This is a genomic window from Sphaerobacter thermophilus DSM 20745 (genome assembly GCF_000024985.1).
GTDB lineage: Bacteria > Chloroflexota > Chloroflexia > Thermomicrobiales > Thermomicrobiaceae > Sphaerobacter > Sphaerobacter thermophilus.
In genome coordinates this window covers 317,832-330,484 of sequence record NC_013523.1, presented here as the reverse complement: position 1 = coordinate 330,484, position 12,653 = coordinate 317,832, and the positions used below count along the sequence as shown (strand labels likewise).

The following is a 12,653-nucleotide window of genomic DNA, read 5'->3' as shown; positions in this document are numbered from 1 at the left end:
CCAGCGCATGGTGAAGGTCCCGGCCCGCGCGGCGCCTCGCGCCGGACCGCGTCGGGCTGGGCTATCTTAACGGTCGACCGACCCCAGCACGATGTCGATTGTGCCGATCAACGCCACCACGTCGGCCAGCATGGCCCCTTCGGCCAGGTACGGCAGCGACTGGAGATTAACGAAATCCGGTGTCCGGATCCGCAGCCGGTACGGGACCGGCGACCCATCACTCACGATGTAATAGCCGAGCTCTCCCTTGGAGTGCTCGATCGACATGTAGACCTCGCCCTTCGGCGGCGAGAAGCCCTTGATCACCCAGATGAAGTGCCGCTGCATGTCCTCGGCGGTCGTCAGCACCGTCTCATGCGGCGGGATGACGTAGTTGGACTCCGCCAGCTTCAGCGGGCCGTCAGTCGGCACTTGATCCAGGCACTGCTCAATGATCTTCAGCGACTGCCGCATCTCCTCCATGCGCACCAGGTAGCGATCGTAGACGTCGCCCTGGGTGCCGAGCGGCACTTCGAAGTCGATCCGATCGTAGAGGAGATACGGCTGCGCCTTGCGCACGTCGTAGTTCACGCCCGAGCCGCGCAGGCAGGCCCCGGTCAACCCATAGTTGATCGCCACATCCGGCTCGATGACGCCGACCCCTCGTGTACGCGCCAGCCAGATCGGGTTGGCCGAGAGGAGGTCCTCATATTCGCGCTGTCGCTGCGGGAAGACCTTCAGGAAGTCGCGGATCATCTCCGGCAGGCCGGCCGGGATGGGGCGGGAGAACCCGCCGATCTCCATCATGTTGGTCGTCAGCCGGGCGCCGCAGAACTTCTCGAAGATGTCGAGGATCAGCTCACGCTCGCGGAAGCAGTAGAGCGACATCGACAGCGCCCCGATGTCGAGCGCGTGGGTGCCCAGCCAGACCAGATGCGAGGCAATGCGCGCCAGCTCGCCCATGATCATGCGCCAGTACTGCGCTCGCTCCGGCGCCTCGATCCCCAGGAGCTTCTCGACCGCCAGCACGTAGCCCAGGTTGTTGGAGGGCGCCGCGACGTAGTCGGTGCGGTCGGTCCAGGGGGTGAACTGCGCGTAGCGCTTCGACTCCCCGATCTTCTCGACGCCACGGTGCAGGTAGCCGATCACCGGGTCGCAGGCGGTGATCGTCTCACCCTCGAGCGTCAGGCGGACGCGGAGCACGCCGTGGGTGCTCGGGTGCTGCGGTCCCATATTCAGGACCATCTCCCGCCGCGTGTCGCTGATCTGGCGCTCTTCGCTGATGATGACCGGCGTCGGCTCGGTGATCTCTAGCGACATGGTGCTACGGCCTCCGAAGTCTCGAGCGGACACGCGGCGCGGGCGCCTCGAACCCGGGCTGCACATACTCGCGGTAGCCGCGCAGCGGGTAGTCCTTGCGCAGCGGGTGCCCCTCGTCCCAGTCCTCGGGGAGCAGGATGCGGCGCAGATCCGGATGTCCCTCGAAGACGATGCCGAACATGTCGTAGACCTCGCGCTCCAGCCAGCCCGCCGCGGCGAAGACCGGCACCAGCGAGGGGACGACCTCCCCGTCGTTGACCCCGCACTTGACCCGCAGCCGCCAGCGACGGCGGATCGAGTAGAGCTGCGCCAACACGTCGAAGCGCGGATCGGGCCGCAGCCGCAGCATGTCGACGGCCGTCTCGTCGGACAGCATCGTGTACTGCAGGTCGGGGTGATCGCGCAGGAACTGGATCACGTCCCGAAAGCGCGGGCGCTCGACGCGGATCGTCATCTCGTCGCGGAACGAGTAGGCGGAGATGTAGGCGTCGGGGAACTGTTCGCGTACGGCGCGGACCGCTGGGTGTTCATCGGGGTTGGTCGGACCCCAGTACCCTGTGTCGCTCCAGGGTTCTGACCGGGGTACCGCGGCGATCTGCCGTTCTTCAGACACGTCGTCACCTCTCCCGCCGCGCGCCGCCGAGCCTAGCGCCGAACACCCAGCGCGGCCTGTGCCTCTTCGCGCGCGCGGATGCGGTCCGCCTCGGCCGCCTCGACGCCCTGCTTCTTCGCGATCGTGTCGTACTTGATCACGCGGTTCTGCAACTCGAGCACGCCGTAGTACAGCGCCTCAGGCAGGGGCGGGCAGCCCGGCACGTAGACATCGACCGGGATCACCTGATCCACCCCCTGGACCACCGCGTAGGTGTCGAACGGCCCCCCGACGTTCGCGCAACTCCCCATGCTGATGACCCACTTCGGATCGGCCATCTGGTCGTAGAGCTGCCGGACGACGGGCGCCATCTTCTTCGTCACCGTGCCGGCCACGATCATCAGGTCGGCCTGGCGCGGCGAGGCACGGTAGAGCATGCCGAAGCGCTCGGCCAGATCAAAGCGCGGCATCGCCGCGCTGATCATCTCAATGGCACAGCAGGCCAGTCCGAACTGAAGCCACCAGAGACTGGAGCGCCGCGCCCAGTTGAAGACGGTATCGACGGTGGTCGTCAGGATGTTTCGCTCGAACCGGTCCTCAATTACACCCATTCGAGCGCCCCCTTCTTCCATTCGTAGAGCAGGCCGGCGAGCAAGATGGTCAGGAAGACGACCGCCGTGACGTAGCCATACGCGCCCAGCGGCACGAACGAGACCGCCCAGGGATAGAGGAAGATCGCCTCGATGTCGAAGATGACGAAGAGCATGGCCACGATGTAGAAGCGGGGAGTGTAGCGAGTCTTGGGCGGATCCACGTCGGGGATACCGCTCTCGTAGGGCTGGAGTTTCGCCGGGGTGGGCCGGTACGGTCGGATCAACCGGCCGAGCAATAGGAGGACCGAGCCCATCAGGATTGCTGTGATGAGCATCAGCCCGATGACCGCGTACCCTTGCAGCATCCTCGCTCCCTCTCCGGGCGTCCGGGGCTCGTCCCCGCGCTTGTGTACTATATCACACGCCCCCCGCCGTAACACGGGTAACGGGCACGCCTCGGCTCAGTCGTCGCCCTCCTCGCCGGAGTCGGGCGGCTGCTCGGGATTAGGCTGCGGCTCAGGCTCGGGATCGGCAGCCGGCGGGGTCGGATTCGGCTCGGGCGTCGGCTCGGCGACCGGCGTCTCGATCGCCTCCGGCGTCGGGGTCGGCGTCGGCGACGGCGGTGCGATACCGACCGCGGCCGCGTAGGCGTAGAGGGTCTGGATCCCCCGGCTGGTAAAGCGACCGTTGCGCGCGACGTCCTGCAGTGCCGCCGTCAGCTCGCGGCGCTCCCAGTCGGTGAGCTGGTTGCAGCGCTGCGTCGGGCCCTCGCCCTGGACCAGCACCTCCGTCACCGTCCGAAAACCGGGGACGGGCAGCTTCCCGGTCGCCGCACAGATCGGTCCCTCGTAGATGCCAGGCGGCCGCGGGAACTCCTCCGGTATCGGCTGGCCGTCCGGCCCGAGGAGGGTTTCGGCGAACGCGGGGTCGGTGTGCGCCGCGACCATGAAGTCGTGCCAGATGGGCGCGGCCCCCTGGATACCATCCAACTGCCGGGTGGGGTGGCTGTCCGTGTTCCCCGTCCAGACGCCGACGACCAGATCCGTGGTGTATCCCATGGTCCAGCCGTCTTTCCAGTCGTTGGTCGTGCCGGTCTTGGCGGCCACCGGCCGGTTGCCCAGCTCGGGCAGGGTGAGCGGCGTCCACGTGCCGAAGATCATCGCCCGCGCGTTGTTGTCGGAGAGGATGTGGGTGATCTGATAGGCGTGCTCGGCTTTGACCACCTGCTCGGCCTGCGCCAGCGTCTGCGACCGGTCGAGCGAGAAGAGCGTGTTCCCGGAGATGTCGCGCACCTCGAGGATCGGGGTATAGGGCACGTAGCGCCCGTTGTTGGCCAGGGTGGCGAAGGCGTTGGTGTGCTCAAGCAGCGTCACCTCGCCGCCGCCGAGCGCGATCGACAACCCGTAGTGCCCTGGGCCGCGCCGGAACCCGGTCCGAATCCCCATCCGGTGGGCCAGATCGATCATGCTGTCGATCCCGGCGAAGTCGAGCGCCTTCACCGCCGGGATGTTGAGCGAGTTGCCAAGCGCCTCGCGGACGCTCACCGCTCCGTAGTACAGCCCAGTGTAGTTCTGCGGGCGGTAGAACGGCTCCGGTGCACCGGGCGTGGGCCAGCGGGTGTCGTAGTCAAGAATGATCGTGCCCGGGTGCCAGCCCTTCTCGAAAGCCGCCAGGTAGGCGATCGGCTTGATCGAGGAGCCGGGCTGGCGCTCGCGCACCGCCACGTTGACCTGCCCGTCGATGGCGTCGTTGTAGTAGTCGGCACTGCCGACCATGGCCACGATCTCCCCGCTCCAGGGGAGCATGGCGACCAAAGCCCCGTTGTTGACGTCCCAGGGCGCCAGACGCTCGATGTGCTCGGCCACGATCTGCTGGGCGCGCTCTTGCATGCCGAAGTCGAGCGTCGTCCGCACCGTCAGCCCGCCCTGGTAGAGCATGGCGGCCCCGAAGCGCTGCTCCAGGTAGTACTTGACGAAGTTGACGAAGTGCGGCGCCAGGTTGTAGCGGCCCTCACGCGTCTGGGGATGGAGCGGCTGAGCGTAGGCCTCCTCCGCCTCCTCCTCGGTGATCATTCCCTCCTTGACCATCTGGTCCAGAACATAGCGCTGGCGGGCCTTGGCCAGCTCGTAGTTCTGCACCGGGTCGTAGAGGCTCGGCGCCTGCGGCAGTCCAGCGAGCATCGCCGCCTCGGCCAGCGTCAGATCCCAGGGATGCTTGTTGAAGTAGGCCTGCGCCGCGGCGTCGATGCCGTAGGCGCGATTGCCGTAGTAGACGTTGTTGAGATACATCTCCAGGATCTGCTCTTTGGTGTAGCGCTGAGTGAACCGGTAGGCCGTGATCGCCTCCCGGATCTTGCGCATGTAGCTGCGCTCCATACCGATCGTCTCCGGGTAGAGGAGGCGAACGGTCTGCTGCGTGATGGTCGAGGCGCCGGAGGAACCGATCCCACTGAGGTTGATGAGAACCCCGCGCGCAATCGCGATCGGGTCTACCCCCTGGTTGCTCCAGAAGGTGGCGTCCTCGGCGGCCACGGTGGCGTCGAAGATCCAGGCCCGATGCGGCTTGTTGGGGTCGCTCTGCTGCCGGGTAATGTGGTCCAGGATCTCCTGATAGCCGACCGGCGTCCGCCAACCGGTCTGTGGGTCGGAGACTTCGTGGAGGAGCTTCCAGTTGCGGTCGTAGATCTTGGTCGTGGCGAACTGCCGGGCCTCGACCTGCTCGATATTGGGGAGCCCCTCCGTCACATAGCTCCAGAAGGCGATGCCGCCCCCCGCGGCCACACCGGCAGCGCCAAGGACCAGGACCAGCAGGACGAGAAACGTTGCGGCCGCGAAGCGCCCGATACCCCACGGCGATACCCGTCGCCGCCGGCGGCTGCGTAGCAACAGCGGCGGCATCCGGTGCGGGCGCGGTCCCCGCGGCCCGTACTGGCGCAACCGGCGGCGCCCGCGCGGGCGATTCATGCTGGAACGATAGAAGCTACCTCGACTCACAACCCAATCCCAGCCCCGCTGCACCGGCTACAACTCTTGGCTGCGAGCGTAACCACGCAGGGATAATACCACGGCGGGGCGAATAGCCCGCCGCTATCATCATGCTACACTGTGCGCGCATCATGCGTGGAACGTGAGGCCCGGCGCGGCACGGCGCCGCGCCGTGTGGGGGAGGGGCAGCATGGATCTCGGACTCACCGGCCGAGTGGCACTCGTCGCCGCGGCAAGCAAGGGATTGGGCAAGGCCGTCGCCCTCGAGTTCGCCCGGGAGGGCGCACGGGTCGCCATCTTCTCCCGCGACCAGCAGCGGATCGAGCAGGCCGCGCAGGAGATCCGCGAGGAGGCGGGCGCCGAGGTGCTGGCGCTGACCGCCGACGCGCGCCGCGCCGAGGACATCACCCGCGTCTTCGATGAGACGGTCCGGCACTTCGGCCAGCTCGATGCGGTCGTGACCAACGCAGGCGGCCCACCGGCCGGCACGTTCGAGACGCTGAGCGAGCAAGATTTCATCGACGCGATCGAGCTGAACCTGCTCAGCACCCTGCGGATGTGCCGGGCCGCGGTCCCGCACCTGAAAGACCGCGGCGGCAGCATCGTCACCATCACCTCGATCTCGGTCAAGCAGCCGCTCGACGGCCTGATCCTCTCGAACACCGCCCGCTCGGGGGTGGTCGGGCTGGTCAAGTCGATGGCCAACGAGCTGGGCCGCTACAACATCCGCGTCAACAACGTCGGCCCCGGCCCGACGCGCACCGACCGCATCCTCGACCTGGCACGCTCTCGGGCTGAGCGCGAGGGGATCGCCCTCGACGACGCGCTGCGTGACAACGCCCAGGGCATCCCGCTGGGGCGCCTGGGCGAGCCGGACGAATTCGCCCGGGTCGTGGTCTTCCTGTCGTCGCCCGCCGCGAGCTACGTGACCGGTCAGACGATCCTGGTCGACGGCGGGCTTTACCGCGGCACGCTCTAGGCCCGGCCCGGCGTCACACATCCCGCCGGTTCAGCACCAGGTACGCGGCGCCGAGGAGCGCGACCAACCACGCGGCGACCACCACCGCGGCAATACCACGCTCCAGGTACATCGGGGCATCCGTCGCGAGGTGGCCAAATGCGAGGCTGTCCGTCGCCGGACCAGGCAGGTAGGCCAGCACGCGCTCTTGCCAGCGCAGCGGCAGCAGCGGCCCGAAGAAGGCCGGCGCGAACATCAGCAAGAGCGTGACGGTGATGGCGACGGCCGTGCGGCGGAGCAGGTACCCGATCGCCACGCCGATGACCGGGTAGACCGCCGTCGTCAGCCCGGTCGCGAGCACCGCCAGCGCGGCATCCCGATCACCCAGCGACGCCGTCGGAACGTCGTAGGCCGCAAACACCGCCTGCCCCGTGAGGAACGTTGCGACGGTGATGATGACGCCCGCGACCATCGTCACCGCCGCGATGACGCCCGCCTTCGCGAGGAGCACGCGGCCACGTCGCGGCGTGGTCGTCAGCGTCAGCCGCACCATGCCGCTCGTGTACTCCGAGGTGACGAACCCCACGCTGAGCGCGACCAGCAAGACCGTCGCCAGCAGGAGCCCGACGAACGAGTTGATGACCGGGTCGAAGGCGGCGCGGTCGGCTTCGGCCCATTCGCTCCAGGACCAGCCGGCCGCCCAGGAGACGAGCGCGGTCACCGCCACCGAGAGCAGCAGGCTCAGGGCAAGCAAGACGTAGGTGGACCGGACCGTCATGAGCTTGGTCCACTCTGCCCTCAGCGTGGCGGTGAGTGGGATCGCGGGTCGCAGACGAGTCGACTTCTGCCGGATGTCGACGATCGTGCTAGCCATCGATGCGCTCCTCCCGTCCGGCGATTGCGACGGCGGTCGACCGGGACCGCTTCGCCTGATACTCCACACTGCTCCGGGTGATCGCCATGAATGCCTCCTCGAGGCTGGCACGACGCGGGGATAGCTCGTGCAGCGTGATCCCGTGCCGGGCGGCAAGGGCGCCGATGTCGGCGATCTCTATACCGGTTACGAGGAGGCTCCCGTCCTGCTCGGGCATGACGCTGGCCCCGGCCGCTTCAAGGATCGGCACGAAGTCCGCCGCGCGCGGCGATACCACCCGCACCGCGTCGCCACCGGTCTGCCGCACCAGATCGTCGATCGAGGCGTCGGCGATGATCCGGCCGCGGCCGATGACCAGGACACGGTCGGCGATCTCCTGCATCTCGCTCATCAGGTGGCTGGAGATCAGGATCGTCCGCCCCTCGGCAGCCAGTCGCTTCACCAGGTTGCGGAACCAGGCGATGCCCTCGGGGTCGAGGCCGTTGACCGGCTCGTCGAACATGAGGACCGGCGGGTCACCGAGCAGCGCCGTGGCAATGCCCAGCCGCTGCAACATGCCGAGCGAGAACGTCCCGATACGCTTCTCGGCGACGTCGCTCAGGCCGACGAGGTCGAGCACCTCATCGACGCGCCGGACCGGAATCCCGCTCGCCTGCGCGACCCAACGCAGGTGCTGTCGTGCCGAGCGCCCACGCTGGACCGCACCCGCGTCGAGTAGCGCCCCCACTTCCTGGATCGGCGCCGGGAGGTCGCGGTAGGCCCGGCCGTTGACGGTCACCGAACCGGCAGTGGGCGCGTCGAGGCCCAGGATGAGGCGCATCGTCGTGGATTTGCCCGCGCCGTTGGGTCCGAGGAACCCGGTCACCACCCCGGGCTTGACATCGAATGTGAGGGACTCCACGGCGATCTTGTCGCCGTATCGCTTGGTCAGTCCGCGTGCAGAGATCATGCGCGCCCCCTCTCGTGCGCAACGACGAGACAACATGTGGATGACTGTTCGGTGGTGCTGCGGCGTGGTCCAGCGCGTTGCGGAAGCCTTAGCGCTTACGGATCGGGACGTCCCGGATCAGCAACCACGTTCCTGCTACCGCGATCAGCACGCAGGCGAACGAGACGACCGTCGCGAGCGGCAGCGATGCGGCATCGGTGCCCGTCAGACCCTGGAAGAAGCGGGTGATGGGACCCAGCGATTCGCCGAGGGCAGAGCCGGTGATCCCCACCATCGCCAGCGCAGGGGGCAGCGCGAGCCACCCACCATGGCTGGACCGGTAGAACGCTGCCCCGGCGAAGGCCCCGGCCGCCGACCAGACCAGGAACGCCAGCCCGTACTCAGCGACGATCAGCGGCAGGTTCCCGTAAGAGGTGAAGAGGTGCCCGTCGGGCACCCCGCGCGTCCACCCCATCACCCGGTACCACCCCGCTTCGATCACAAAGCCGAGGGTTATCAGCACCGTGGCGAGAGCGGCATGCACCACCAGGGCGATGAGCCCCTCGATGGCGAAGCCACGCCGCGTCTGGCCATGGCTGACGTACAGCGGCAGGAAGCTGTACACCACGAACGCGGAGATGACCGCCATATACACCCGCGCCGGAGGGGTGATGAGCTCCCACGCCGAGGCTGGAATGAGGTCGAAGAACGTGGCAGACACCAGGCTCCCGGCGAAGGTCAACACGAGCACGCCGGCCCACACCGCAGTGAGGAAGCCCCCGTAATCGGTCACCAGCGGGGCGGGGAAGCGCCAGCTCCGCTGCGTCCGCTGCGTCATCGCTGCCTGGCTCATGACTGGTCTCCTCTCGGTTCGGTCAGGTGGACGAACAAGTCCTGGAGCGCCAGCGGCTCCAGATCGAGTCCGGCAGCCCGGGCCTCGGCGCGCTGCTCAGGATCGAGATGCCCGTAGACCAACGCCGACTTCGTCCGGCCGAGTTGCCGCGTGCCGATGACCGTGTACCCGTTGACGAACCGATCGACGACGTCGGCCGGGCCGGTGACCGCGGTGCCGCGGTTGAGCAGCGTCTCGACGTCGTCATGCACGACCAACCGACCGCGGTCGATGATGACGACGTTCTCGAAGAGCCGGCTCACCTCTTCGATCAGGTGGGTCGAGATGATGAACGTGCGCGGGTGCGCCATGTAATCGTTCAGGAGCTCGTCGTAGAAGGCGTAGCGCGACGGCGCGTCCATCCCGAGGTACGTCTCGTCGAAGATCGTCAGCGGCGCGCGTGCAGCCAAACCCAGCACGATACCGAGCGCGGAGCGCTTGCCCCGGGAGAGACTCCCGATCCTGGCCTTCGTCGGCACCTCAAAACGCTCCAGCAGCCGGGCGGCGTACTCGGCGTCCCAGTTCGGCCGCAGGTACGCGGCGTACCGCATCGCCGACTCGACCTTCTCGGTGTCCTCCACCGTGTCGCCGCTCTCACGGATGAAGGCGATCTGACTGGTGATGGCCTGATTCTCGAACACCGGATGTCCATTGATTCGGACATCCCCCGATGTCGGCTTACGGAAGGCGGCGAGGACCGACAGCAGGCTCGTCTTGCCGGAGCCGTTGCGCCCCAGCAACCCGTAGATCTTGCCGCCCTCCAGCGACAGGCTCAGCCCGTCGAGGGCAGTCACGTCCCCGTACCGCAGCGTCAGGCGGTCGATGTCGATGCGCTCGATCATCGCTCCTCCTCGTCTTCCCGTTGCTCCAGCCACTGGATGACCTCGCGCAGAGGGATGCCGATCGCCCGGGCCTCGGCCACCATCGGCTCGACCACGTCCGCGAAGAAGCGCTCGCGGCGCTGGGAGCGCAGTCGCTCCCGCGCGCCGGGGCTGACGAACATCCCGATGCCGCGCCGCTTGTAGAGGAGCCCTTCGTCCACCAGTTCCTGGAAGGCCTTGGCCGCCGTCGCCGGGTTGATCCGGTAGAAGGCGGCGTACTGGTTGGTCGACATGACCTGTTCCTCCTCCTGGAGGTCTCCGGTCAGGATCGCTTGCTTGATCTGCTCCGCGATCTGTCGGTAGATCGGGCTTCGGTCGTCAAACACCGTCCTGCCACCTGCCTCTGTGGTTCATTACTCTAGTGATGAACCCTATCACCCAAGAACCCCCTTGTCAAGAGGCGATCGTCGAGTGGCGCCATCGGACGCTCCCTCGCACCCGCGCCGCAGTGGCACATCCTTTGCTTCCGGAGGGGCACCGGGACGCACGGCGATTTTCGGGGGAGCCGCCGGACCACAGAGGGAGGCTGCGCCATGGATGCAAAGCGACTCAAAGGGATGCCTGTGGTAGCGATCGAGGGTGGCGAGCAGTTGGGAACCGTGCGCGACATCCTCTTCTCGATCGACGACCGCGCCATCCAGGCGTTCTCCGTCCACAGCGGCGGCCTCATCGGAGGCACCACGAACGTGGTGGAGCGACGCGACGTGCAGTCGATCGGGCCGGACGCGGTCATGGTACAGAGCCGTGCCGTGCTCCAGGGGGACGAGACGGAGCACCGCTACCGGCAGTACCCGTCACTGAGCGAGATCGGCTCACTGAAGGTCGTGAGCGAGGATGGCAGTCGCGTCGGCTCGGTGGCGACCGTGCTCGTCGACGAGCAGAGCGGGGTCATCACCGGCCTGGAGATTGTCCGCGCCGGGTTCACCGGGCCGTTCCGGCCGAACGTCTCCGTGCCGATCGACACCGTGATCAGTATCGGCCGCGACGCCGTGGTCATTCCGGCGCAGATTGCCCATCCCCCGGCCGAGGGCGGGCAGCCGGAGGCAACTCCGGGTCCGGAGGAGTCGCAGGGCTAGCCGGTCAGGCGAGCCGGGCTACCAGCAAGCCGAGCAGCAGCGCGGGTGCGAGATCCCGAAAGACGCGTCCCGCGAGGCGGGCGGTTGAGACTGGGTAGAGTGAGGGCTGCAGCGTGGCCCAAACGGCGCTGAGCAACACCCAGAGTCCGGCTGCGAACAGACCGGCGGGCCAGTTCATCGGCGCGTCTCCTCTCCCGTGGGGCATGGACAGCCCAGCGCGGCACCGCTATACTGCCGCGCGCTGCCGCGGCGGCGATTCAGCCCGGCTGTTCGCCGGCGCAGGCTGGATGGCATCGTCGCCCGCCCGTGCGCCGGCCGATGATGCGCCCGGTGGCGTGTACAATGGCGGTAGCGACAACGCCTCACGTCCGCAGCGGGCGGCCGCGCGAAAGGGTTCCATGAAGATCCTCCTCGTGTCGCCATTCGACTTTGGTTACCCCGGCGGGGTCAACGAGCACATCATGCACCTCGACCGGGAGTTCCGGGCGCTCGGCCACCAGACGCGCATCCTCGCCCCGCGCTCCGACGAAGAGGGCGAGGAAGACGACGGCCACATCTACCGGCTCGGTCTGGCGGTCCCGGTACCGTCGAACGGGTCGACCGCGCGCATCACGCTCTCGCCCCTCATCTCGGGCAAGGTCAAGGAGTTCCTGCACGACGAGGACTTCGACATCATCCACCTGCACGAACCGCTTGCGCCGACGCTCCCGCTCATGGTGCTCCTTCACTCCAAGACGGTCAACATCGGCACCTTCCACGCGGCGCGCTCGTCCAACCTGGCCTACCTCTACGGCAAGCCGCTGCTCTCCTTCTTCCACGGCAAGCTGCACGCGCGCATCGCCGTCTCGCCGTCGGCTGAGGAGTTCGTGAGCCAGTACTTCCCGGCGGTCTACGAGATCATCCCCAACGGCATCGACATCGAGCAGTTCGGACCGCACGTGCCAAAGATCCAGCACGCCCATATCTCCGGGCCGACCGTACTCTTCGTCGGGCGCTACAATGAGTCGCGGAAGGGCTTGAAGTATCTGCTCCGGGCCATCGCGCTGGTCCGCCAGGAGTTCCCGGGCGTCCACCTGCTGGTCGTCGGGCCTGGTCAGGCGTGGCGCTACGACCGCCTGCTGGAGCGCTACGAGCTCGACAACGTGACCTTTGTCGGCGCCGTGTCGAAGCAGGATCTCCCCTCGTACTACGCCTCGGCCGACGTCTTCTGCGCACCCTCGACCGGCCGGGAGAGCTTCGGCATCGTGCTGCTGGAAGCCATGGCGTCGGGGAGGCCGGTGGTGGCTACCAACATCGACGGCTACACGGCGGTGGTACGGCACGGGGTGGAGGGGCTCCTCGTCGAGCCGAAGAACCCGGAAGCACTCGCCCTGGCACTGGTGCACGTGCTGGCCGACCGCGAGTTGGCCGCGCGACTGGGCGAGGCGGGCCGCCGCCGGGCCGAGGAGCACTCGTGGCCGGTGATCGCGCGCCGGGTGCTGGATGTCTACGAGCGGGCGCTGAGCCGCTACGGCCGCCAGCGGCCTACGGAGGCGCGGTCGCTCTCTATGACGCGCGAGTAGCCGGGTAGGGGACG

General features: G+C 67.6%; 14 protein-coding genes. 3 read left to right on the top strand and 11 right to left on the bottom strand.

Annotated features, from left to right (window positions below):
* Positions 1-66: 66 nt before the first annotated feature.
* From nuoD to STHE_RS01420, 5 genes are all read right to left on the bottom strand, one after another.
* On the bottom strand, positions 67-1,224 hold the full coding sequence (gene nuoD / locus STHE_RS01440) for an NADH dehydrogenase (quinone) subunit D (RefSeq protein ID WP_041399228.1): 1,158 nt from the start codon (positions 1,222-1,224) through the stop codon (positions 67-69).
* A 79-nt stretch (positions 1,225-1,303) separates the two neighbouring features.
* Positions 1,304-1,912, bottom strand: coding sequence for an NADH-quinone oxidoreductase subunit C (locus STHE_RS01435; RefSeq protein WP_012870781.1), 609 nt, complete (start codon positions 1,910-1,912; stop codon positions 1,304-1,306).
* A gap of 32 nt (positions 1,913-1,944) precedes the next feature.
* The gene (locus STHE_RS01430) at positions 1,945-2,502 is read right to left on the bottom strand and encodes a NuoB/complex I 20 kDa subunit family protein (RefSeq protein ID WP_012870780.1); all 558 of its coding nucleotides are present in this window, start codon (positions 2,500-2,502) and stop codon (positions 1,945-1,947) included.
* On the bottom strand, positions 2,493-2,849 hold the full coding sequence (locus STHE_RS01425) for an NADH-quinone oxidoreductase subunit A (RefSeq protein WP_012870779.1): 357 nt from the start codon (positions 2,847-2,849) through the stop codon (positions 2,493-2,495). The genes STHE_RS01430 and STHE_RS01425 overlap by 10 nt, the downstream gene beginning before the upstream one ends.
* A 96-nt stretch (positions 2,850-2,945) precedes the next feature.
* Positions 2,946-5,477, bottom strand: coding sequence for a transglycosylase domain-containing protein (locus tag STHE_RS01420; protein WP_245534864.1), 2,532 nt, complete (start codon positions 5,475-5,477; stop codon positions 2,946-2,948).
* Between the two features lie 181 nt (positions 5,478-5,658).
* On the opposite strand from STHE_RS01420, the gene STHE_RS01415 reads away from it, so the two are divergent.
* Positions 5,659-6,447 carry an SDR family oxidoreductase gene (locus STHE_RS01415; protein WP_012870777.1) on the top strand — a complete coding sequence of 263 codons (789 nt, stop codon included), beginning with the start codon at positions 5,659-5,661 and terminating at the stop codon, positions 6,445-6,447.
* A 13-nt stretch (positions 6,448-6,460) separates the two neighbouring features.
* On the opposite strand, the gene STHE_RS01410 is transcribed toward STHE_RS01415, so the two are convergent.
* From STHE_RS01410 to STHE_RS01390, 5 genes are all read right to left on the bottom strand, one after another.
* On the bottom strand, positions 6,461-7,300 hold the full coding sequence (locus STHE_RS01410) for an ABC transporter permease subunit (RefSeq protein WP_012870776.1): 840 nt from the start codon (positions 7,298-7,300) through the stop codon (positions 6,461-6,463).
* On the bottom strand, positions 7,293-8,249 hold the full coding sequence (locus STHE_RS01405; protein WP_012870775.1) for an ABC transporter ATP-binding protein: 957 nt from the start codon (positions 8,247-8,249) through the stop codon (positions 7,293-7,295). The genes STHE_RS01410 and STHE_RS01405 overlap by 8 nt, the downstream gene beginning before the upstream one ends.
* A gap of 88 nt (positions 8,250-8,337) precedes the next feature.
* Positions 8,338-9,081 (bottom strand): hypothetical protein, encoded by a 744-nt coding sequence (locus STHE_RS01400; RefSeq protein WP_012870774.1) that lies wholly within the window; start codon positions 9,079-9,081, stop codon positions 8,338-8,340.
* A complete protein-coding gene (locus tag STHE_RS01395) occupies positions 9,078-9,962 on the bottom strand; it encodes an ABC transporter ATP-binding protein (RefSeq protein ID WP_012870773.1) in 885 nt (294 codons plus the stop codon). Before STHE_RS01395 ends, STHE_RS01400 begins: the two co-directional genes overlap by 4 nt.
* Positions 9,959-10,327 carry a GntR family transcriptional regulator gene (locus tag STHE_RS01390; RefSeq protein ID WP_012870772.1) on the bottom strand — a complete coding sequence of 123 codons (369 nt, stop codon included), beginning with the start codon at positions 10,325-10,327 and terminating at the stop codon, positions 9,959-9,961. The genes STHE_RS01395 and STHE_RS01390 overlap by 4 nt, the downstream gene beginning before the upstream one ends.
* A 207-nt stretch (positions 10,328-10,534) precedes the next feature.
* On the opposite strand from STHE_RS01390, the gene STHE_RS01385 reads away from it, so the two are divergent.
* Positions 10,535-11,077 carry a PRC-barrel domain-containing protein gene (locus STHE_RS01385; RefSeq protein WP_012870771.1) on the top strand — a complete coding sequence of 181 codons (543 nt, stop codon included), beginning with the start codon at positions 10,535-10,537 and terminating at the stop codon, positions 11,075-11,077.
* A 4-nt stretch (positions 11,078-11,081) separates the two neighbouring features.
* On the opposite strand, the gene STHE_RS18945 is transcribed toward STHE_RS01385, so the two are convergent.
* A complete protein-coding gene (locus tag STHE_RS18945) occupies positions 11,082-11,255 on the bottom strand; it encodes a hypothetical protein (RefSeq protein WP_012870770.1) in 174 nt (57 codons plus the stop codon).
* Positions 11,256-11,475: 220 nt separating this feature from the next.
* Between STHE_RS18945 and STHE_RS01380 the strand changes: the two genes are divergently transcribed.
* Positions 11,476-12,639 (top strand): glycosyltransferase family 4 protein, encoded by a 1,164-nt coding sequence (locus STHE_RS01380; RefSeq protein WP_012870769.1) that lies wholly within the window; start codon positions 11,476-11,478, stop codon positions 12,637-12,639.
* The last annotated feature ends 14 nt before the right edge of the window (positions 12,640-12,653 follow it).